The 21,166-nt window shown below is 71.3% G+C and carries 22 protein-coding genes and 1 other annotated feature; of the genes, 5 read left to right on the top strand and 17 right to left on the bottom strand.

What is annotated here, in order from left to right; genetic code table 11:
- Window positions 1-77: 77 nt before the first annotated feature.
- Both AAHF99_RS03050 and grpE read left to right on the top strand, forming a co-directional pair.
- Entirely contained in the window at window positions 78-2,870 is a 2,793-nt protein-coding gene (locus tag AAHF99_RS03050; protein ID WP_342162605.1) for a [protein-PII] uridylyltransferase, read from the top strand.
- 115 nt (window positions 2,871-2,985) lie between these two features.
- Entirely contained in the window at window positions 2,986-3,582 is a 597-nt protein-coding gene (gene grpE, locus AAHF99_RS03055; RefSeq protein ID WP_342162606.1) for a nucleotide exchange factor GrpE, read from the top strand.
- A gap of 42 nt (window positions 3,583-3,624) precedes the next feature.
- Here the strand turns inward: grpE and AAHF99_RS03060 are convergent, their stop codons facing one another.
- The 4 genes from AAHF99_RS03060 to AAHF99_RS03075 all read right to left on the bottom strand — a co-directional run bounded on the left by AAHF99_RS03060 (window position 3,625) and on the right by AAHF99_RS03075 (window position 5,374).
- Window positions 3,625-3,996 (bottom strand): hypothetical protein, encoded by a 372-nt coding sequence (locus AAHF99_RS03060; RefSeq protein ID WP_342162607.1) that lies wholly within the window; start codon window positions 3,994-3,996, stop codon window positions 3,625-3,627.
- A 166-nt stretch (window positions 3,997-4,162) separates the two neighbouring features.
- On the bottom strand, window positions 4,163-4,900 hold the full coding sequence (locus AAHF99_RS03065) for an outer membrane protein (protein ID WP_342162608.1): 738 nt from the start codon (window positions 4,898-4,900) through the stop codon (window positions 4,163-4,165).
- Window positions 4,901-4,934: 34 nt separating this feature from the next.
- The gene (locus tag AAHF99_RS03070; protein ID WP_342162609.1) at window positions 4,935-5,060 is read right to left on the bottom strand and encodes a hypothetical protein; all 126 of its coding nucleotides are present in this window, start codon (window positions 5,058-5,060) and stop codon (window positions 4,935-4,937) included.
- On the bottom strand, window positions 5,057-5,374 hold the full coding sequence (locus AAHF99_RS03075) for a hypothetical protein (protein ID WP_342162610.1): 318 nt from the start codon (window positions 5,372-5,374) through the stop codon (window positions 5,057-5,059). Before AAHF99_RS03075 ends, AAHF99_RS03070 begins: the two co-directional genes overlap by 4 nt.
- A gap of 158 nt (window positions 5,375-5,532) precedes the next feature.
- Here AAHF99_RS03075 and AAHF99_RS03080 point away from each other — a divergent pair, with 158 nt between their 5' ends.
- Together AAHF99_RS03080 and AAHF99_RS03085 are read left to right on the top strand one after the other, a co-directional pair.
- Window positions 5,533-6,393 (top strand): DUF6502 family protein, encoded by an 861-nt coding sequence (locus AAHF99_RS03080; RefSeq protein ID WP_342162611.1) that lies wholly within the window; start codon window positions 5,533-5,535, stop codon window positions 6,391-6,393.
- A gap of 11 nt (window positions 6,394-6,404) precedes the next feature.
- Window positions 6,405-7,688: a DUF5666 domain-containing protein gene (locus AAHF99_RS03085; protein WP_342162612.1), complete on the top strand. Its 1,284-nt coding sequence runs from the start codon at window positions 6,405-6,407 to the stop codon at window positions 7,686-7,688.
- 3 nt (window positions 7,689-7,691) lie between these two features.
- Here AAHF99_RS03085 and ada read toward each other — a convergent pair whose 3' ends face one another.
- Window positions 7,692-8,753: a bifunctional DNA-binding transcriptional regulator/O6-methylguanine-DNA methyltransferase Ada gene (gene ada, locus AAHF99_RS03090; RefSeq protein ID WP_342162613.1), complete on the bottom strand. Its 1,062-nt coding sequence runs from the start codon at window positions 8,751-8,753 to the stop codon at window positions 7,692-7,694.
- 89 nt (window positions 8,754-8,842) lie between these two features.
- Window positions 8,843-9,589, bottom strand: coding sequence for a YebC/PmpR family DNA-binding transcriptional regulator (locus AAHF99_RS03095; RefSeq protein ID WP_342162614.1), 747 nt, complete (start codon window positions 9,587-9,589; stop codon window positions 8,843-8,845).
- A 181-nt stretch (window positions 9,590-9,770) separates the two neighbouring features.
- On the opposite strand from AAHF99_RS03095, the gene AAHF99_RS03100 reads away from it, so the two are divergent.
- A complete protein-coding gene (locus tag AAHF99_RS03100) occupies window positions 9,771-10,820 on the top strand; it encodes an SDR family oxidoreductase (protein WP_342162615.1) in 1,050 nt (349 codons plus the stop codon).
- Here the strand turns inward: AAHF99_RS03100 and hslU are convergent.
- The 11 genes from hslU to AAHF99_RS03155 all read right to left on the bottom strand — a co-directional run bounded on the left by hslU (window position 10,810) and on the right by AAHF99_RS03155 (window position 21,157).
- Complete coding sequence (hslU, locus tag AAHF99_RS03105) at window positions 10,810-12,123, bottom strand: ATP-dependent protease ATPase subunit HslU (protein ID WP_342162616.1); 1,314 nt, start codon at window positions 12,121-12,123, stop codon at window positions 10,810-10,812. The genes AAHF99_RS03100 and hslU overlap by 11 nt on opposite strands.
- A 98-nt stretch (window positions 12,124-12,221) precedes the next feature.
- Window positions 12,222-13,718, bottom strand: coding sequence for a SulP family inorganic anion transporter (locus AAHF99_RS03110; protein WP_342162617.1), 1,497 nt, complete (start codon window positions 13,716-13,718; stop codon window positions 12,222-12,224).
- 50 nt (window positions 13,719-13,768) lie between these two features.
- Window positions 13,769-13,824 (bottom strand) — a sequence feature (sul1 is cis-regulatory element that is thought to sense ions involved in sulfur or methionine metabolism; They are found in Alphaproteobacteria).
- A 58-nt stretch (window positions 13,825-13,882) separates the two neighbouring features.
- Window positions 13,883-14,653 carry a DUF1223 domain-containing protein gene (locus tag AAHF99_RS03115; protein ID WP_342162618.1) on the bottom strand — a complete coding sequence of 257 codons (771 nt, stop codon included), beginning with the start codon at window positions 14,651-14,653 and terminating at the stop codon, window positions 13,883-13,885.
- Between the two features lie 9 nt (window positions 14,654-14,662).
- A complete protein-coding gene (locus AAHF99_RS03120) occupies window positions 14,663-15,682 on the bottom strand; it encodes a lipid A biosynthesis lauroyl acyltransferase (protein ID WP_342162619.1) in 1,020 nt (339 codons plus the stop codon).
- Window positions 15,683-15,759: 77 nt separating this feature from the next.
- A complete protein-coding gene (locus AAHF99_RS03125; protein ID WP_342162620.1) occupies window positions 15,760-16,782 on the bottom strand; it encodes a zinc-binding dehydrogenase in 1,023 nt (340 codons plus the stop codon).
- 95 nt (window positions 16,783-16,877) lie between these two features.
- Window positions 16,878-17,156, bottom strand: coding sequence for an SH3 domain-containing protein (locus tag AAHF99_RS03130; RefSeq protein ID WP_243959013.1), 279 nt, complete (start codon window positions 17,154-17,156; stop codon window positions 16,878-16,880).
- 19 nt (window positions 17,157-17,175) lie between these two features.
- Entirely contained in the window at window positions 17,176-17,934 is a 759-nt protein-coding gene (locus AAHF99_RS03135) for an SDR family NAD(P)-dependent oxidoreductase (protein WP_412759833.1), read from the bottom strand.
- A 2-nt stretch (window positions 17,935-17,936) separates the two neighbouring features.
- Entirely contained in the window at window positions 17,937-19,220 is a 1,284-nt protein-coding gene (locus tag AAHF99_RS03140) for a beta-ketoacyl-ACP synthase (protein ID WP_342162622.1), read from the bottom strand.
- A gap of 58 nt (window positions 19,221-19,278) precedes the next feature.
- Window positions 19,279-19,584 (bottom strand): BrnA antitoxin family protein, encoded by a 306-nt coding sequence (locus tag AAHF99_RS03145; RefSeq protein WP_342162623.1) that lies wholly within the window; start codon window positions 19,582-19,584, stop codon window positions 19,279-19,281.
- A complete protein-coding gene (locus tag AAHF99_RS03150; RefSeq protein WP_342162874.1) occupies window positions 19,562-19,798 on the bottom strand; it encodes a BrnT family toxin in 237 nt (78 codons plus the stop codon). Before AAHF99_RS03150 ends, AAHF99_RS03145 begins: the two co-directional genes overlap by 23 nt.
- A 75-nt stretch (window positions 19,799-19,873) precedes the next feature.
- The gene (locus AAHF99_RS03155; RefSeq protein ID WP_342162624.1) at window positions 19,874-21,157 is read right to left on the bottom strand and encodes a Zn-dependent hydrolase; all 1,284 of its coding nucleotides are present in this window, start codon (window positions 21,155-21,157) and stop codon (window positions 19,874-19,876) included.
- Window positions 21,158-21,166: the final 9 nt, after the last annotated feature.

Here is a 21,166-nt window from a genome sequence, read left to right on the forward strand (position 1 = left end):
GCAGGACGCCGGGGGTGTTGTGACCTGCGGCGCGTCGGCATGACTGGCAACGTAGGCATATCATGCTAACGGACATCATGCTCGATCCCGTCGCAGAGCTCGAACCCATCATCGCCGGCCTCGACCGGGACATCCGCGAGCCGACACGGCTGCGCGCGGCCCTCGTGCCCGAACTCCGGCGCGTCCTCGAAGAGGGCCACCGGGCGGCGGAGGCGCAACTTCTGGCCGACCGCAACGGCATGGCCTGCGCCCAGAGCCTGTCGCGCCTCACCGACGCGGTGGTGCGCGCCATCCACGATGCCGTGGTCTGGCGCCTCTACCCGAACGACAATCCGACCACGGGCGAGCAACTGGCGGTGGTTGCCACCGGTGGCTACGGCCGGGGCACGATGGCGCCGGGCTCGGACATCGATCTGCTGTTCCTGCTCCCCTACAAGCAGACCGCATGGTCCGAGAGCGTCGTGGAGGCGATGCTCTACGTCCTGTGGGACCTGAAGCTGAAGGTCGGCCACGCCACCCGCTCGGTGGAGGAATGCCTGCGCGAGGGCCGCGCGGACATGACGATCCGCACCGCGCTGCTCGAAGCCCGCTACCTGTTCGGCTCGCGCGTCCTCTACGAGGAACTGGTCACGCGCTTCGACGCCGAGGTCATCGTCGGCTCGGCCTCCGAGTTCGTGGAGGCGAAGCTGCGCGAGCGCGACACCCGCGTCGCGAAGGCCGGCATGTCGCGCTACCTCGTGGAGCCCAACGTCAAGGACGGGAAGGGGGGCCTGCGCGACCTCAACACCCTGTTCTGGATCGCGAAATACACCTACCGGGTGCGCGACCAGAGCGAACTCGTCGGCGCCGGCCTGTTCACGCCGGAGGAATACGCGCTGTTCGAGCGCTGCGACGAGTTCCTGTGGCGGGTGCGCTGCCACATGCACTTCGTCACCAAGCGCGCCGAGGAGCGCCTGTCCTTCGGCCTGCAGCCGCGCATCGCGGAGCGCCTGGGCTACGAATCGCGGGGCGGCCTCTCGGGCGTCGAGCGGTTCATGAAGGCGTATTTCCGCGTCGCCAAGGATGTGGGCGATCTCACCGCCATCGTCAGCGCCGAGATGGAGGCGCGCCACGCCAAGCGCACCCCCGTGCTGGACCGCTGGATCGGCAAGTTCCGCGACCGCTTCCGCGCGACCTCCGTCGAGGCCGAGGATTTCTGGATCGACCACGGCCGGGTGAACCTGCGCGCCGAGGAGGCGTTCGAGCGCGACCCCGTGAACCTCATCCGCCTGTTCTGGCTGGCGGATCGCCACAACGTGCCGATCCACCCGGATGCCAAGCGGCTCGCCACGCGCTCGCTGCGCCTCATCACCCCGTCGCTGCGCGGCGACGAGGAGGCGAACCGGCTGTTCCTGGAGATCCTGACCTCGCGCAACGCCCCCGAGGAGGCCCTGCGCGAGATGAACGAGGCGGGCGTGCTCGGCCGGTTCATCCCGGATTTCGGCCGCGTCGTCGCGATGATGCAGTTCAACATGTACCACCACTTCACGGTGGACGAGCATCTGCTCCGCACGGTCGGCGTGCTCTCCTCCATCGAGAGCGGGCGGGTGGAGGAGACCTACCCGCTGGTCACGCGGCTGATCCATTCCATCCACAACCGGCTGGCGCTCTACGTCGCGATCCTGCTGCACGACATCGCCAAGGGGCGGCCGGAGGACCATTCGGTGGCCGGCGCGCAGATCGCCAAGAAGCTCTGCCCGCGCTTCGGCCTCAGCCCGGCCGAGACGGAGACCGTGGCGTGGCTGGTGGAGCACCACCTGCTCATGTCCATGACGGCCCAGAGCCGCGACCTGTCCGACCACAAGACGATCGAGCGCTTCGCCTCCATCGTGCAGACCCTGGAGCGGCTGAAGCTCCTCACCCTCCTCACCGTCGCGGACATCACCGCCGTGGGGCCGGGCGTCTGGACCGCGTGGAAGGGCACGCTGCTGCGCACCCTCTACGACGAGACCGAGGTGTACCTCTCCGGCGGCCATTCCGAGATCGCCCGCACCGACCGGGTGCGGCTGATCCAGATGAGCCTGCGCGAGCAATTGCCCGATTGGGAATCGGACAGGTTCGACACCTACGCCGCCCGGCACAAGCAGGCCTATTGGCTGAAGGTCGACGGCAACCGCCAGATCAAGAACGCGCGCCTGCTCCGGCGGACGACGGAGGAGGGCCGCACCAGCGCCACCGAGGTCGGGCTCGATCCGGTGCGGGGGGTGACGGAGGTAACGGTGTATTCGCCGGACCATCCGAGGCTGCTCGCCATCGTCACCGGGGCCTGCGCGGCGGCGGGGGCGAACATCGTCGATGCGCAGATCTTCACCACGGCGGACGGGTTCGCGCTGGACACCTTCGTGATCTCCCGCGCCTTCGACCGGGACGAGGACGAGCTGCGCCGGACGAAGCGCATCACCGACGTGATCGACCGGGCGCTCAAGGGCGAGATCCGCATCGCGGAACTCGTCGCCGACAAGCACCCGCCGACCAGCGCCCGCGCCAAGACCTTCCTCGTCGCCCCCGACGTGACCATCGACAACGCCCTGTCGAGCCGCGAGACGGTGATCGAGGTGACGGGCCTCGACCGGCCCGGCCTGCTCTTCGACCTGACGAGCGCGCTCGGCGCCCTCAACCTCAACATCACCTCGGCGCATGTGGCGACCTTCGGCGAGCGGGCGGTCGACGTGTTCTACGTGACCGACCTCACCGGCACCCGCGTCACCCAGCCCGACCGGCAGGTGGCGATTCGCAAGACCGTGCTGCAGGTCTTCGCCGCCGACGTGGCCATGCTGAAGGCGGAGGGGCTGGAAGCCCTCGTCACCACGCCGCCGCTGCGGGAGACGTGAGGGCCCGCGCAGGGCGAACATCTGCGAAAGCGCAACGGCTTGGGTTGATTTCACGGGGACGCGGCCTGATATCACGCCCGGTTTATCCCCGGACCATCACTCACCCGAAGATGCGATGACGAACGACGAAAAGCCTCAGGACGTCCACGCCCGGCCCGAGGACGAGGCCGCGCCGAAGCCCGCCGACGCCTCCGTCGATCCCGTGGCCGAGGCGCTGGCCCTGCTCACCGCCGAGCGCGACGAGTTGAAGGATCGGATGCTGCGCACGCTCGCCGAGATGGAGAATCTCCGTCGCCGCACCGAGCGCGAGGTCGCCGACGCGCGGACCTATGCCGTGACAAACTTCGCCCGCGACATGCTCAACGTCGCCGACAACGTCCGCCGGGCGCTGGAGAGCGTGCCCGCCGACCAGCGCGATGCCGCCGAGGGCTCCTTCAAGGGCCTGATCGACGGGATCGAGCTGACCGAGCGCGATCTCGTGAAGAACCTGGAGCGCCACGGGGTGAAGCCGGTGGAGCCGCAGGGACAGAAGTTCGACCCGAACCGCCACCAGGCGATGTTCGAGGTGCCGAACCCCGACGTGCCGGCGGGCACCGTCGTGCAGGTCGTGCAGACCGGCTACGTCATCGGCGACCGGGTGCTGCGCCCGGCGCTCGTCGGCGTCGCCAAGGGCGGCCCCAAGGCCGCGCCGAACCCCGCCGACGCCGCCTGAACCCGGACGGCCCCGCGATGCGTCATCGCGGGGCCGTTCCGATCAGTGGTCGAGCGGTTCGCAGGGCATGGCCGTCGCGAGGTCGGCGATGAACCGCGCGGTCTGCCGCGTCTCGGCCGGCGTGCGAGGGTCGCGCGCCACGCGCCCGGCCTCGACATGCAGCCGCTCGTTGCAACTGCAGGCCGGCAGCATCGCCGGATCCACCGGCCAGCACGCATCGTGATGCATGCAGGCGGCGTCGAGGGCGTCGATCGGCTTGAAGGCGGGCCCGCGATTGCCCGGCCCGCAATAATTGCCGTGGATGAGCAGGCCGGGGCCGCGTGGGGTCTGGATCACTTCCTGCGCCCCGGCGGCGGGCGCCCCCAGGACCGCGAGAACGGCGAGACTCGATAATAGGGTGCGAAGGTTGGACACGGCTGGTTCTCCGGTGCGCCCACTCCCGCTGCGAGCTAGGCCGGACCGAATCAGCGGCAACGACGTGCGGCCGGCTAACCGACTATTTCACAAACTTCGCAAAGCGTTGATGCGCCAAAAGGCACTCGCCGGCAGTCTTGCAGCCGGCGAAATGCGGAGTGGGAGGTCAGAACCGGTAGTTCAGGCCGGCGCGGACCAGTGCGAAGCCGGCGTCGGACTTGCCGGCCCCGTAATAGGCCGGGACCGAAGCGTCGTAATAAGCTGCGCCGCTGAAGCCGCGCCCCAGATGCATGTAGAGCGCCTCGACCTTCGCCGAGATCTTCTGTGTGAAGGCGTATTCCACGCCGCCACCGACCGTGTAGCCGGTGCGCGTCGTGCCCGGCAGGCTATAGGGATAGGCCGAGGCCGCCGCGGGCAGGGATCCGCCGCCATAGGCGAAGCCGCCCGTGCCGTAGATCATCACCCGGTCGAAGGCGTAGCCGACCCGGCCGCGCACCGTCCCGAAATAATCGAGGCTTGGGCGGATGCTGTAATAGGGCGTGCCGCCGATATAGGCCGCGTCGGCCTTGCCGAAGGCCGCCCCCTGGATGTCCGTCTCGACGCCGATCACGAAGCCGGAGCCCGGCGTGAACTGGTAATTGTAGCCGACCTGCCCGCCCCCGGCGAAGCCGCCGGAGCGCCCCCCGCCCGTTGCGGTGCCGTAGGTCGGATCGGTGAAGCCGCCGCTTCCCGTGGAGAAGCCGTAGCCCGCGTTCACGCCGGCATAGAAGCCGGTCCAGGTGAAGACCGGCAGGGCCGGCGGCGGGGGCGGAGGGGCCTGCCGGGGCAGGTCGGCCGCCTGCGCGGCGACGGCGAAGGACATCGCCGCCGCTCCGGAGAGCGCGGCCTTGAACACATGACGCATGAAAGAGCCTCGATGGGCGAAGCGGGCGGCGTCCTCAGAGGGCGAGGAGCAGCAGGCCGGTGACGGCGACCGCGAGGATGAGGCAGAGCGCGAGGTCGAGGACCTGGGCGCCGCCGCAGGGTTCCGAGTTCCGGTGTCCGGAGGCGGTGAAGGGGGTCATCCGCGCAGCGCCCGGGTCGGACGGTGGGGGGACGCCATCCCCAGCCGGATGGCGGGGATGGCGTCCGGTGAAACCGCAGCCCCGACTGAGGGGGAGGACGGGGCGGCGGCCTGCGTCGCCTCCGGGTCAACGGCGCGATGGACCAGATCCGCGACGGTGATCCCGAGGGCGGGCAGCGAGAACGCGGCGAGGAGCCAGGCAAGGCGCCCGAGCCGCGGAAGGGGGTTGTCCCGGAAGGGGCGTTGGGCGCCGGCCCGGGGGAGGACCATGGGCGGAACGTCGGGGGCGACGAGGATGCGCTGCATGTCGGTCATCGGTGTCGCCCCGCTCCTTTTCAGTTCGTGGGAAATTTGACCACGCCAATTACCTACGTGTGCAAAAATCCCACGTCAATCGGAATAGCGCAGCTTCCGGTGCGCGGACGCACAGCGTGGGATTGTCTCCCACGGCACCGAAACGCTATGGACGGTACATGTCCGACAGCCGCGATACGCCGCCGGAGGGGGGAGGGCTTCACGCGCCGCTGGCGCGGCTGCTGCGTCCCCTGATCCGCCTCCTCGTGGCGCGGGGAATCACCTTCCCGGCGCTCACCGATCTGTTGCGGGAACTCTACGTGAACGTCGCGGAGTACGACTTCGTCCTGCCCGGCAAGGAGCAGACGGACAGCCGGGTCTCGCTGCTCACCGGCATCCACCGCAAGGAGGTCCGCCGCCTGCGCGGAGCCGGAGCGCCGGTGAGCGCGGTGCCGGCGACGGTCTCGCGCACCGGGCGCATCGTGGCGCGCTGGCTCGCCGATCCCGCCTTCACCGATGCCAAGGGCCAGCCGTTGCCCCTGCCGCGCAACGCCGAGCCGGGCAAGCCCTCCTTCGAGAGTCTGGTCGCCGGGGTGACGCGGGATGTCCGCCCCCGCGCGGTGCTCGATGAATGGCTCGACCGGGGGCTCGCCTTCGCGGATGCGCAGGACCGGATCGTCCTGGCCGAAGCCGCCTACCTGCCCCGCGCGGACGGCGACGCGGAGGCGCAGCTCTATTATTTCGGGCGCAACCTGCACGACCATTTCGCGGCGGCGGCGGAGAACATCCTCGGCCCCAGCCCGCGCTTCCTGGAGCGCGCGGTGCATTACGACGGGTTGTCGGAGGAGTTGGCGGGCAAGCTCGAAGCGCGGGCGCGGGAACTCGCCATGGAGGCGCTGACTCAGGCGAACCGCGAGGCCCATGCCGCCTGCCGCGACGATGCCGGCGGGACGCATCGCTGGAATTTCGGCCTCTACGTCTATCGCGAGGCGGAGGGCCGGGTGCCCGGCGCCGCCGCAGAGCGTGCGGACAAGGGCTGAGGGACCGCGCCGTGGCCCTTCCCCCGCACCGCCGGCTCGTTCTGCAACTGCTCGCCGGCGCGGCCGGGCTGGCGCCTTCCCTGGCGCGCCCGCAGGACGCCCCGCGCGACCAGGGCATCGGCGGAACCGGCGCCCGGCCGGAGCCGGCGCCCGCCGAGCCGCCGCTGGGCGGCGGCGACCGGGGTATCGGCGGCACGGGGGTGATCGGCACCATCCGCCGCTTCGGCTCGATCATCGTCAACGACCTGCGCATCGCCTACCCGAAGGACGTGGCCGTGCGGATCGACGACGCGCCCGCCACCGCCGAGGCGCTGAAGATCGGGCAGGTGGTGCATGTGGTGGCCCGCCCAGGCGAGGCCGGGCTCTCCACGCAGCGCATCGACGTGACCAGCGAGGTGGTCGGCCCGGTGGAGTTCGCCGCGCCCGGCCGCCTCGTGGTGCTCGGGCAGCGGGTGGTGACGGCGGGGCTCGCGGGCGAGTGGGCGCAGGGCACCCGCGTGGCGGTGAGCGGCCTGCGCCGGCCGGACGGGGTGATCGTCGCGAGCCTCGTCGAGCCGCGCGCCACCGGGCCGGATCGCGTCGCGGGGCCCGTCCGTCGGGAGAAGGGCGGGCTCGCCATCGGCGGGCTGCGGCTCCAGGGGGCCGACGCCCTCGTGCCCGGCAAGCGCGCCCTCGTCACCGGCACGGCCGAGGCGGGCACGCTGCGCGTCACCATGGCCGCGTTCAACGGCACGCCCTTCCCGCCGGGCCTCAGCCACGTCTCCATCGAGGCCTATATCGGCCGCGCCGGGCCGGGCCTTTCGCTGGGCTCCGGCCTCGCGGTCACGGGGCGGCCCAACACGACGGTGCCGCGCCAGGGCAGCGTGCGGGCGGTGGTGACGGCGAGCGTCGCCCCGGATGGCGGCCTGACGGTGGAGCGCCTGCGCGCCGACGGACGCCTCGCGCCGCAGCCGCAGGAGCCGCAGGCACCCAGGTTCGAGCGCGAGCGCGACCGCCTCGACATGCGCGTCCTGCCCGAGGACGGGCCGGGCCGGTTCGGGCCGGAGACCGGCGGGCGGTTCGGCGGCTTCGAGCCGCGCGGACCCGCCATCGACACCCGCCCCGGATCGGGGGACATCCCGGGCCTCGGCGGCCCCGGACGCGGCGACGGCTTCGGCCGGCCGGGCGGCATGCCCGGCGGCGGCCCCCCTGGCGGCGGTCCCCCCGGCGGGGCGCCCCCCGGTGGGTTCGGCGGGCCGGGCGGCGGCTTCGGAGGGCCGGGTGGGCCAGGAGGGCCGGGTGGTCCGAGACGGTGAGGCCTACGGCACCCCCTCGCGGGTGAGGAGGTCGCGCTTGCGGGCGACGCCCCAGCGGTAGCCGGAGAGGGTGCCGTCCGAGCGCACCACCCGATGGCAGGGAATCGCTACGGCGATGGCGTTGGCGCCGCAGGCGAGCGCCACCGCCCGCGACGAGCCCGGCGCGCCGATGGCGCGGGCGACGTCGGCATAGGTCGCCGTGGTCCCCGCTGGGATCGCCCGCAGGGCCTCCCAGACGCGCTGCTGGAACGCGGTGCCGCCGATGTCGAGGGGCAAGTCGTGCGCCCGGCCCGGCGTTTCCACGAGGCCGATGGCCCGCGCCATCCACGCCTCGAACGCCGCATCGCCCCCGATCAGCTCGGCGGCGGGGAACCGGTCCTGAAGGTCGCGGACCAGGGCGTCAGGATCGTCGCCGAGCAGGATCGCGCAGAGGCCCCGCTCCGTCGCCGCCACGAGGATCGCCCCCAGGGTGCACGCGCCGACCCCGAACCGGATCCGCGCCCCGGCGCCACCCTTGCGGTAGCGCGAGGGCGCCATGCCGAGGCGTTCGCCGGCCTCGGCATAGAAGCGGCTCGATGCCCCGTAGCCGGCGTCATAGATCGCCCCGGTGACGGTCGGCGCGGTCGCCAGGGTCTCTTCCAGGCGGGCGGCCCGGCGGGCGCGGGCGAAGGCGGCGGGCGTCACGCCCGTCACCGCGCGGAACACCCGGTGGAAATGGAAGGCGCTCATCCCCGCCGCCCGGGCGAGGTCGGCCAGGGCGGGGGGCGTCTCGGCGGTCTCGATCAGCCGGCAGGCGCGGGCGATGGCCTCGCGGCGGCGCTCGGCCGGGGGCGGATCGTCGGGCCGGCAGCGCAGGCAGGCGCGGAAGCCCGCCGCGCGGGCGTCCTCGCCCGTCGCGTGGAAGGTCACGTTCTCCCGGCGCGGGGTGCGGGCGGCGCAGCTCGGGCGGCAATACACGCCCGTGGTGCGCACCGCGTAGACGAAGCGCCCATCCGCCGCCGCATCGCGGGCGAGAAGGGCCTCCCAGCGTTCATCGGTGGCACCGGGAAGGAGGGTCGTTGGCATGGCGCGGGCTCCGTGAAGGGCTGCCGCCATGGTGCGCCGGCCCTCGTGCGTCGGCATCCCGCGCCTTGCTCCGCAATTCGACCGATAGCTCAGGCTTCGAGCTTGGCCATAAGCGTCGGGGACAGGGCGAAGTTGACGTACACGTTCTGCACGTCGTCCTGGTCCTCGATCACCTCCACGAGGCGGATCAGCTTCTCGCCGGTCTCGTCGTCCACGTCGATGGTGTTCTGCGCCTTCCAGATCAGGCCGGTGCGGGTCGGGTCGCCGAACTTGGCTTCGAGCGCCTTGGCGACCTCGCCGTAGGAATCCTGCGCGCAGATGATCTCGTGGCCCTCCTCGCCGGAGGACACGTCATCGGCGCCGGCCTCGATGGCCGCTTCCAGCATCGTGTCGGCGTCGGCGACGCTGGCGGGGTAGGCTATCACGCCCACGCGGTCGAACATGAAGGCCACGGCGCCGGTCTCGGCGAGGCTCCCGCCGGACTTGGTGAAGGCCGAGCGCACGTCGCTGGCGGTGCGGTTGCGGTTGTCGGTCTGCGCCTCGACGATCAGCGCGGCGCCGCCGGGGCCGTAGCCCTCGTAGCGGATGTCCTCGTAGTTCTCGCCGTCGGCCCCGGTCGCCTTCTTGATGGCGCGCTCGATGTTGTCCTTCGGCATGTTCTCGGCGCGGGCGGCGAGCACGGCGGCGCGCAGGCGCGGGTTCATCGCCGGATCGGGCGTGCCGAGCTTGGCCGCCACCGTGATCTCTCGGGCGAGCTTGCCGAAGATCTTGGACCGGACCGCATCGACGCGGCCCTTGCGGTGCATGATGTTCTTGAACTGGGAATGACCGGCCATGTGCCTTCGGACTTGCGAGTAGCGCGGCGCGGGAGGACCACCCCCCGACGCCGCTGACGGAACTGCGGTTTTTATAGGCCTTCGGGCTCGGGCGAGGCAACGCGCACATTCCCGGCGCAGGCGGGGGAAAGAACGATCCCCGCAGGCGTTGGAGCGCGGAAGTCCTTTTGCCGGAGCCCCGATGCCCACCTCTTCGTCCCAACGCCGTACCGTCGTGGTGACAGGTGCCAGTGCCGGCGTCGGCCGCGCCATCGCCTGCGAATTCGCCCGGCATGGCTGGAATGTCGGCCTCGTGGCGCGGGGCGAGGTCGGTCTGGCGGCGACGATCCACGATGTGCGGCGCCTCGGCGGCAACCCCATCGCCTTCGCCGCCGACGTGGCCGACGCGCAGGCCATGGAGGAGGTGGCCGATTCCGTCGCCAAGGCCTGCGGCGGCATCGACGTGTGGGTCAACAACGCGATGGTGACGGTCTACGCCACGGTGCAGGAGACGAGCGCCGAGGAGTTCCAGCGCGTCACCGACGTGACCTATCTCGGCCAGGTCCACGGCACGCTCGCCGCCCTGCGGCACATGGTGCCGGCGGATCGGGGCACCATCGTCCATATCGGCTCGGCGCTCGCCTACCGCTCGATCCCCCTTCAGGCGACGTATTGCGCGGCCAAGGCGGCGGTGCGCGGCTTCGTGGATTCCCTGCGCTCGGAGCTTCTGCACGACGGCAGCCGCGTGCGCCTGACGATGGTGCAGTTGCCGGCGGTGAACACGCCGCAATTCGATTGGGCGCGCTCGCGTCTGCCGCGCAAGCTCGAACCCGTCCCGCCGATCTACCAGCCCGAGGCCATCGCCCGCCACGTCTACCGCGCGGCCCACGAGGCGCCGCGCGAACTGTGGATCGGCGGATCGGCCTGGAAGGCGATCATCGGCAACATGATCATTCCAGGCTGGATCGACGGCTACCTCGCCCGTCACGGCTACCGGGGGGAGATGACCAGCGTGCAAGCGAACAAGAACCGTCCCGACAACCTCTACGAGCCCGTCGACACCGATCCCGGCGCCCATGGCCGGTTCGATTCGCGCTCGTCCTCCCACGTCACGGCGGCCGATCCGAAGTGGCTGAAGGTCGGCATCGCCGCGGCCCTGGGGCTCGCGGCGGGCACGATGCTCTTCGCCACCGAGGCCCATGGCCGCGACGAGGAGAAGCGGCGCCTGCGCCGCCGCGCCCCTACAGAATGAACCGGCTGAGGTCCGCGTTGGCGGCGAGGTTTTCGACCCGCTCGCGGACATAGGCCGCGTCGATCGTCACCGTCTCGCCGGAGCGGTCGGTGGCGGTGAACGAGATCTCGTCCAGCACCCGCTCCAGCACCGTCTGGAGCCGGCGAGCGCCGATGTTCTCGACCGAGCCGTTCACCTCCACCGCCACCCGCGCCAGGGCGTCGATGGAATCGTCGGTGAAGTCGAGGGTCACGCCCTCCGTCGCCATCAGGGCGAGGGTCTGCTTGATGAGGCTCGCCTCGGTGGCGGTGAGGATCTGCTTGAAATCGTCCACCGTCAGGGGCTGCAACTCGACCCGGATCGGAAGACGCCCCTGCAACTCCGGTAGGAGGTCGGACGGCTTCGAGACGTGGAAGGCGCCGCTGGCGATGAACAGCACGTGGTCGGTCTTCACCGGCCCGTGCTTGGTGGCGACCGTGGTGCCCTCGATCAGCGGCAGCAGGTCGCGCTGCACGCCCTCGCGGGAGACGTCGGCGCCGGAGCGGCTTTCGCGGGCGCAGATCTTGTCGATCTCGTCGAGGAAGACGATGCCGTTGTCCTCGACCTCGCGGATCGCCTCGCGGGTCAGGGCCTCGTCGTCCACGAGCTTGTCGGATTCCTCGGCGAGCAGGGGCGCGTAGGCGTCGCGCACAGTGATGCGGCGCGGCTTGCCCCGCTGGCCGGAGAGCGCCTTGCCCAGCATGTCGCCGATGTTGATGGCGCCCATGGAGGCGCCCGGCACGCCGGGGATCTCGAACATCGGCAGCCCGGACGGCGCCCCGGCGGCGAGCTCGATCTCGACCTCCTTGTCGTCCATTTCGCTGTTGCGCAGCTTCTTGCGGAAGCTGTCGCGGGTGGCTTGGCTGGCGGTGGGGCCGACGAGGGCATCGAGGATGCGGTTCTCGGCGGCGGCTTCCGCCTTGGCCTTCACCGCCTCGCGCTTGGTCTGGCGGGTTAGGCCGATCGAGACCTCCACGAGGTCGCGCACGATCTGCTCGACATCGCGGCCGACATAGCCGACCTCGGTGAACTTCGTGGCCTCGACCTTCAGGAACGGGGCGTTGGCGAGCTTGGCGAGGCGCCGGGCGATCTCGGTCTTGCCGCAGCCGGTCGGCCCGATCATCAGGATGTTCTTGGGCGCCACCTCCTCGCGGAGCGGCCCGGTAAGCTGCTGGCGCCGCCACCGGTTGCGGAGCGCAATGGCCACCGCCCGTTTGGCCTCGTTCTGCCCGACGATGAAACGATCGAGTTCGGACACGATCTCGCGCGGAGAAAACGTCGTCACCGCCTGGCTCTTCCCTGATCCCCGACCCCTGTGCCGGTCAGCCGGGAATGGGGTCCCGGCCGGCGCGGCGCAAGGGGGCGTGGTGGCACGCGGGCCGTTCAGTGATGCGCGAGCGGCGTCGCGCCCGGCTTGTCGTGGGTGCCGAAGCGCTCGACCAGGGTCGTGCTCGCGGCGTTGAGGCCACGCACCTCGACGTTCCGGCCGCGCTCGCGGGCCTTCAGCACCACCCGGTCCAGGGCGGCGACCGCCGAGATGTCCCAGAAATGCGCGGCCCCGACATCGATGACGAGGCGCTCCACCGGCTCCAGCAGGTCGATGGAGTCCGCGAAGGTACTCGCCGAGGCGAAGAACACCTGACCGGTCACGGTGTAGGTCCGGGTCGTGCCGTCCGGCGACAGGGCCGAGTCGATGCGGCTGAGGCGGGCGACCTTGCCGGCGAAGAACACGCCGGAGAGCAGCACGCCGACGAGCACGCCGATGGCGAGGTCGCGGGTCGCCACCACCACCGCCACGGTGACGAGCATCACCACGGAGGAGGGCAGGGGGTTGGTCCGCAGCCGGGCCAGCGAGCGCCAGGAGAAGGTGTTCAGCGACACCATGATCATCACCGCCGTCAGCGCCGCCACCGGCACCACCGCCAGCAGGTCCTGCAGGGCGACGAGGAGGAGGAGCAGGAAGGCCCCGGCCACGAAGGTCGAGAACCGCCGCCGGGCGCCCGACGAGACGTTGATGACCGACTGGCCGATCATCGCGCAGCCGCCCATGCCGCCGAACAGCGCCGAGGCGATGTTGGCGAGCCCCTGGCCGTGGCATTCCCGGTTCTTGTTGCTGCCCGTGTCGGTCAGGTCGTCCACGATCTGCGCCGTGAGCAGGCTTTCCAAGAGGCCCACCGCCGCCAGCGTCGCCGCGTAGGGCAGAAGGATGCGCAGGGTGTCGAGGGTGAAGGGCACCTGCGGCACGGCGAAGGTCGGCAGGGACGAGGGCAGGGCACCGAGATGGGCGACTGTGCGCACGTCGAGATGCAGCCACGCCGTCAGGGCGGTGAGCACCGCGATCGCCACCAGCGGCGAGGGCACGGCGCGGGTGAGGCGGGGCAGGCCGTAGATGATCGCCAGCCCCAGGGCGACGAGCCCGTAGGTTGCCAGGCTCACGCCGGTCAGTTCCGGCAGCTGCGCCATGAAGATCAGGATCGCCAGGGCGTTGACGAAGCCGGTCATCACCGATTGCGAGACGAAGCGCATCAGCCGCCCGAGCTTCAGGAAGCCCGCCGCGATCTGGATGACGCCCATCAGGATGGTCGCGGCGAAGAGGTATTGCACGCCGTGGTCTCGGACGAGGTCGGTCATCACCACGGCGGTGGCGGCGGTGGCGGCCGAGATCATCGCCGGGCGTCCGCCGGTGAAGGCGATGGTGCAGGCGATCACCACGGAAGCGTAGAGGCCGACCTTCGGATCCACACCCGCGATCACCGAGAAGCCGATGGCCTCCGGGATGAGCGCGAGGGAGACGACGATGCCTGAGAGGATTTCGACGCGGGCGTCACGCAGGCGCGCGCCGAGTCCCGCCGCAGTGGCGGTGGTGGAGGGAGATGTCATGAGAAAAACCGCAGGGAGACCGCCGCGATGGCAGGGGCTGGTCTCGAATGCGTGGTCCGGCGGATCGGCGGCCGGAAGAGCCACCCGGGCTTGCACCGGGTCCTAGCGAATACCGCCTTGTTAGACGGGCGCGTGCTGCAATGCAACAGAGCGATGGGTTCGCATCAGAGCCCCGGCCCCTTCGCCGCGCCGAGGATGCGGCCCGGGCGCCCCTCGCGGGAATGCTGCAACAGCACCACCCAGCCATCCGCGCCGGGGATCGCAGCGGCGGAGAGGGGCACCTCGAACCGGGCGGGCTGCCCGGTCCAGGTGCCGAGGCGCTGAAGGCCGCGCACGACGTTCACGTAGGACGCGACCCGTCCGCGATTCTCGCCGGTCTCGATCGTGGTGTCCCGTGCCTTCAGCAGCGGCACCAGCCACACCTCGTCCCGCGTATCGGGCTTCGGCTCCTTGGGGGAGGGGCGGGCGCCGACCTCCACCACGATCCGGCTGTCCTGCACCTCCGCGCTCACCGGCACGGAGAGCGGCGCCGTCCGGGACGCCTCCTGCAGCAGGCGTTCGAGGGCCGGGCGGTTCGAGCCGATGGTGGTCTGCCCCCCATCCACGACGGCCTGCGGCGTCATCACCTGCCGGGCGCCGCGGGCGCGGGCATAGGCGCGCTGGCGCTCCGTGAGGGCGCGCAGGCCGAGGGTGTCGTGCCAGCCGAGATAGTCCCAGTAGGTCACGGGCAGGGTCAGGGCGAGGATGCCGGGCTTGCGGGCAAGGTCGCGCATCACCGGGTCGGCGGTGCGGCAGGCGGCGCAACCCTGGGCCGTGAACATCTCGACCACCGCCGCGACCGGCTCGGCCCGCGCCGGCACGCAGCCGAGCCCGGCCAGGGCGCACGCCACGGCGCGGCAGGCTGACAGGGGGATGCGGGCGCGGGCGTGCCTCATGCCGGGGGATCAGAGCGCGGTCGTCTCGGCCTGGGAAGTCACGTTGCCTTGAGATGGGCCTTGAGATGGGCCTTGAGACGGCGCCGTCTTCGGGGCCACCTTGGGCAGCATGTCCGGCCGCCAGCGGCGGTGCATCCACAGCCACTGGCCTGGATTCTCGCGCACCCAGCCCTCGATCACGTCGGTCATCGCCTGCATGGCGCCGGGCACGTCGATGGTGCCGTCCGCGCCGCGCGGCAGGGTGAGGGGCGGGGTGAGTTCCAGGCGGAACCGCTCGCCGGGCAGACGCACCACCCGCGCCCCGTGGACGGGGCATTCGTAATGGCGGGCCAGCTTGGCGAGCAGCGGGTTCGCGAGGCAGGGGCGGCCGAAGAAATTCACCACCACGCCGCGGGTGAAGTGCTGGTCGACGAGCTGGCCGAGATGGCCGCCCCGCTCCACCACGCCCTGCATGGCGAAGGCCGAGCCGGGGCCGGAGGCGGCGAGCCCGCCCATCGTGCTGCGGCGGACCTCCTCCACCAACCGCTTGGCGGCGGGGTTGTTCGGCGGCCGGAACACGGCGGTCGCCTCCAGGCCGAACTTCGCCGCGCAGATCGCCGGCAATTCCCAGTTGGCGAGGTGGGCCGAGAAGATCAGGCCGGGCTGCCCGTCGTCGCGCAGGGCGAAGAAGTGCTCGATGCCCTCGACCTCGCTGCGCAGCGGCCCCGTCGCTTCGGGGTCGTAGTCGAGCAGCGTGTCGAGATGGGCGTATTCCGCCCCCGTCCGGCCGAGATTGTCCCAGGCCGAGAGAGCGATGGCCCGCACCTCCGCCTCCGGCAGGCCGGGGAAGGCGGCGCGGATGTTGGCGAGCGCCGTCCGGTGCGCCGGGAGCAGCGGCCCGATCGTCCGCAGCAGCCCGCCCCCGAAGGCGGCCGCCCGCTCCGGCCCGAGCAGGCGGGCCAGGGCGAAGATCAGGCGGATGAGCGGGATGCTGGCGAAGCCGGCAAGTCGCGGATAGGACCGCTTCAGGATGAGGGCGAGGCGCAGCAAAGGAGTCGGGTTCCGGAGCGAAGGCGCGCCCTTAGATCATGTTTCGCGCTGCGGTGCGAATAACGCGCTTAGACTGATCAAAGAGCGACGAGAATCTTGCCGAACACCTTGCGGGATTCGAGCCGTTCCAGCCCTTGGGTGAAGTCCGCCATTGGGTAGACCGTATCGACCACCGGCCGGATGCCCTGCGCCATCTTGTCGAGGGACTGGGCGATGTTGGCCAGCGTGCAGCCGAACGAGCCGGTGATGCGGTATTGCTGCTGGAACAGCTGCATCAGGTTCATGGTCGTGGTCGGGCCGGAGGTGGAGCCGCAGGTGACGAGCCGCCCGCCGCGCTTCAGGCACAGCAGCGAGCCGTTCCACGTGTCGGCGCCGACATGCTCGAACACCACGTCCACGCCCTTGCGCTTGGTCAGGCGGCGTACCTCGCCCTCGAACCGCTCGGTGCGGTAGTTCACGACGTGGTCGGCCCCGAGTTCGGCGGCCTTGGCGCCCTTCTCGTCGTCGCCGACCGTCGTGTAGACGGTGCAGCCGATGGCCTTGGCCATGCGGATCGCCGCCGTGCCGATCCCCGATCCGCCGGCATGGACGAGGACGCTCTCGCCCGGCTCCAGCTTGGCGTTGTCGAACAGCATGTGCTGCACCGTGCCGAAGGCGATGCCGGCGCAGGCCGCCTCGGCATCCTCGACGCCGTCCGGCACCGGCACCACGAGGCGGGCGGGCAGGGTGACGAGTTCGCGGGCGAAGCCGTCGATGTGGAAGCCCATCACGCCGCCGACCTCCTCGCAGAGGTTGTCGCGGCCTTCCCGGCAGGCGCGGCATTTCCCGCAGGTCAGGGCGCCATAGGGCACGACGCGGGTGCCCACCGCGAGGCCAGTGACGCCCTCGCCGACGGATTCGACCTCGCCCGACGCCTCGGCACCGACGATGAGGGGCATCTTGCGCTTGGCGAAGGCCATGCCGCGAAAGCCCCACACGTCGATGAAGTTGAGTCCCACCGCGCGGATGCGCAGCCGCACCTCGCCGGGTCCGGGAAGCGGCGGCGGCTCGACCTCGGTCAGGCGCAGGTCGCGGTCGCCGAAGAGTTGCAGGGCTCGCATGGGCTTATTCGCTGGTGCTGATCGGGGCGACGTGCAGTTCGCCCCGTGAGGACGGCGGTGGGGTTATCACAGCGCCGCGACCACGGCATCCCGGCTCACTCCGGCGAGAGATACCGCCGCCGTGCCCACCCCACCGTGCGGCCGACGCGGACACGGCACCAGGTGGTGCGGCTCGGCGTGTCGTTGGTGCAGCCGAACACCAGGGCGCGCTGGCGGATCTCGCCCACCACTTCGGCGGCGGCATCGGGCTCGGCGCGGATGCTCAGCGGCTCGCCGGGCGCGAGGCCGGTGACGCGGTACGGTTCCGGGTCGGCATGGGCCGCGCCGACGCCGAGGGGCAGGAGCGCGAGGAGCAGGGCGGCGAAGGGGCGCATCGGCAGGATCGCAGGAGGGTCAAGAGCGGTGGATGCCCATCATCGCGGTCAAACCGCCATCGACGGGCAACACGGTCCCGGTGATGTAGCCCGCGCCCTCGCCCATCAGGAAGATCGCCAGCGCCGCGACCTCCTCCGGCTTCGCGAAGCGGCCGGCGGGGATCTGGCGCTCCATGCCGGCGCGGTGGGCGGCGTAAGGGGCGAGCATCGCCGTGTCGATAAAGCCGGGGGCGATGACGTTCACCGTCACACCGCGCTTGGCGGTCTCGATGGCCAGCGTCCGGCAATAGGCGATGAGCGCGCCCTTAGTGGCGGCGTAGGCCGCGTTGCCGGCGTTGGCGCGCAGCGCCGCCACCGAGCCGATGGCGACGATCCGCCCCGCGCGGGCACGGGTCATGCCCCGGACGAGGGCTTTCGCGAGGCGGGTGAGCGAGAAGAAGTTCACCTGCATCGCCGCCTCGGCCTTGTCCTGGTCGAGCATGGCGGCGAGCCCGTCGCTCGACTGGCCGGCATTGTGGACGAAGCCGTGATAGCCGATCTCCTCGGCCGTCTCGCAGAAGGCGTCGAGGGCCGCGCGATCCGCGAGATCGAGGGCGTAGGCGCGGATGCCGAGGCCGGGATGGGCCTCGTTCAGTTCGGAGGCCAGGGCCGACGCCGCCTCGCCCGAGGCGCGGTAGGTGAAGTCGACGGCGTAGCCCGCCCCCGCGAGCGTGCGCACGATGGCCGCGCCGAGCCCGCTGCCGCCCCCGGTGACGAGGACGCGCTTCTCCGATTCCATGCTCATGCGGGTTCGGCCGCGAGAACGAGGCAGGTGTTCTGGCCACCGAAGCCGAAGGAGTTCGACAGCACAGTGCGCACGGGCAAGTCCCGCGCCTCGCCCACGATGTCGAGGCCGAGCGCCGGGTCCGGGTTGCGGTAGTTGATCGTCGGCGGGATCCGCCCGTGGCGGATCGAGAGCAGCGAGGCCGCCGCCTCGATCGCCCCGGCGGCGGTCAGCGTGTGGCCGATCATCGACTTGTTCGAGGTGACGGGCAGGGTCGCGGCGCGCTCGCCGAATACGGCGGCGATGCCCATCGCCTCCATCCGGTCGTTCTCGGGCGTCGAGGTGCCGTGGGCGTTCACCGTGTCGATGGCCTCGGGCGCGAGGCCGGCATCGTCGAGGCTCGCGCGGATCGCGGCGAGGATCGGCGCGCCGTCCGGGCTGGAGCGGGTGCGGTGGAAGCCGTCGCCCTTCTCGCCGCAGCCGAGCACGTAGCCGAGGATCGTCGCGCCCCGCGCGACGGCGGCGGCGGCATCCTCCAGCACCAGGGCGGCGGCGCCCTCACCCATCACGAAGCCGTCCCGGTCCTTGGAGAAGGGGCGGGAGGCCTCTTCGGGCACGTCGTTGCGCGTCGAGAGGGCGGAGAGCAGCGAGAAGCGAATCAGCGATTCGGGATTCACTGAGCCGTCCGTGCCGATGCACAGGGCGGCTGTCGCCTCGCCCCGGCGGATCGCCTCGACGCCGAGCTGGATCGCGGTGGCGCCGGAGGAGCAGGCGGTGGAGAGGGAGATCGGCGAGCCGCGCGTGCCGAACCGCTCGGCGATCCGGTCGGCCACGGTGCCGAACAGGAACAGGTCGTGCCACGCACCGAACCGGCCGGTGGCGACCGCCCGGAGCAGGCCGGCGTAATCGACCGCCTCGTCGCCGCCAGCGGCCTCGGCGATGGCGCGGCGCTGGGGCCATTCCATCTCGACGGGCGGCACGGCGATGAACAGCGGCCCTGGGAAGTCGCCCTTGGGGCCGAGGCTCGCCTGCTCCAGCGCCTCCTCGGCCGCCACGGCGGCGAAGCGCTCCGACAGGAGCGGGGCCACGAGCGGGTCGGTGTCGAGGAAGTCGACGGTGCCGGCGATCCGCGTGCGCAGCCCTTCCGTGGGGAAGCGGGCGATCTCGCGGATCCCGGAGCGGCCCTCGGTGAGGGCGGCCCAGGTGTCGGCCTGGCCCCGGCCGAGGGAGGAAACGAGGCCGAGGCCCGTCACCGCAATGAGCGGTCGGCCCCTGGCGTCGCGATAGGCGCGTGCGGTCATGGGAGCGTCCTGTACGGGATTTTTCGGCTCCGCACAGCCGGGTCGAACGAAAAGGGGCTCAGCGCTTCTGATCCTCGGCCAGCCGGCGTTCCATGTATTGCCGGAGCACGGCGTTCATGCGGCTCTGGTAGCCCTTACCGCCGCGCTTGAAGAAGGCGACCACGTCACCGTCGAAGCTGGCGTGAACGGAGACCTTGGCAGGCGGGAGGCCGACGAACGCGTCGGCCCATTCGCCGTCCGCCACCGTCGCCGGGTTGTCGCGATCCGCGTCGGCGATGCGCTCGACCTCGTCCTCCGGCATCGCGCGCAAACGCGCCCAATCCGTCCGGTCCCGCGTCGGTTCAGGTCGCTTGCCGGTGGCCATGGTACAGTTGCCTTTCCTTCCGGTTCGCACGGCGCGCCGAGATGATCCGCTGCTTACCATCCCTGGGCGTGAAGGTGATGTTGAGGACGACCTCGTTGAATTCGACGAGGGCGTTGTAGCGCGCCTCGCCGTAGTCGAACCTCCTGTCCTCGCGGGTCAGGAGGAAGCGGCCGTCGAAGACCGCATCGAGGCCGGCGAAGTCGATGCTGCGCAGGTCGAGGTTGGCATCGCTCTTCGGTCATCCCACGTGGTGTGCTCACCCTCACCCACGTTCCGGTGTCCGTGAGACCTAGGCCTGCGCGCCCTGGGCCGCCAACGGCGCGTCGGCCAGCCGCAGCACCGTCTGCAACAGGACGTCGGCGCCGGCCGCGCAATGCTCCTGCGTGGCCGATTCGGTTTCGTTGTGGCTCACCCCGTCCTTGCACGGCACGAAGATCATCGTGGAAGGCACCTTCGTGGCCAGATTGCAGGCGTCGTGGCCCGCGCCGGAGACGATCCGGCGGCGGGACAGGCCGAGCCCTTCCGCCGCCGCGTCCACCGCCGCGACGAGGCGGGGGTCGAACGGGATCGGCTCCTTGCGCCAGATCCGCTCCAACACGATCGACAGGCGCCGCCGCTCGCCGATCTCGGCTGCCGCCTCGCGCAATTCCTTCTCCACCGCGTCGAGGGTTTCCGCGCGGGGATCGCGGGTGTCGACGGTGAAGGCCACGCGGCCCGGCACGACGTTGCGCGAGGGCGCGAGGATCGTGGTCTCGCCGATGGTCGCCACCGCGCTCGGCCCGTGGGACAGGGCGATGCGCTCCGCCGCGAGGGCGAATTCCGACAGGCCGAGCAGGGCGTCCCGGCGGCGGGGCATCGGCGTCGTGCCAGCATGGCTTTCGAAGCCCTCCACCGTGCCGTCGAACCACGCGATGCCCTGGCCGCCCTCCACGACGCCGATGGTCTTGCCCTCGGCCTCCAGGATCGGCCCCTGCTCGATGTGCAGTTCCACGAAGGCGCCGATGGTGCGCTCGCCCACGCTCTCGCCGCCGCGATAGCCGATCGCGTCGAGGGCCTGCGCCACGGTGGTGCCGGCGGCGTCGGTCTTGGCCAGGATCTCATCCGTGGTGAACTCGCCCGCATAGGCCGCCGAGGCCATCATCGCCGGGGCGAAGCGCGAGCCCTCCTCGTTGGTCCAGTTCACGAGCATCAGCGGCGCCCGCGTCTCGATCCCCGCATCGGCCAGGGTGCGCATCACCTCGAGGCCGGCGAGGACGCCGAGCACCCCGTCGAACTTGCCCCCGGTCGGCTGCGTGTCGAGGTGGGAGCCGAAGGCGATGGGCGGCAGGCTCATGTCCTTGCCGGGGCGCACCGCGTATTGCGTGCCCAGCGCATCGACGCCCACCGTCAGGCCCGCCGCCTCACAGGCCGCGCGGAACCAGTCGCGCACCGCGCCGTCCTCGGCGGAGAGGGTCAGCCGGTTGATGCCGCCCTTGGGCGTTCCCCCGAATCGCGCCGTCTCGTGGATCGTCGCCCACAGGCGCGAGCCATCGGAGCGCAGGTTGTGGGTGCTGCTGGGGCTGCTCTCGCTCATTCCGGGTCC

Source organism: Methylobacterium litchii (assembly GCF_038442315.1).
Classification (GTDB): domain Bacteria; phylum Pseudomonadota; class Alphaproteobacteria; order Rhizobiales; family Beijerinckiaceae; genus Methylobacterium; species Methylobacterium litchii.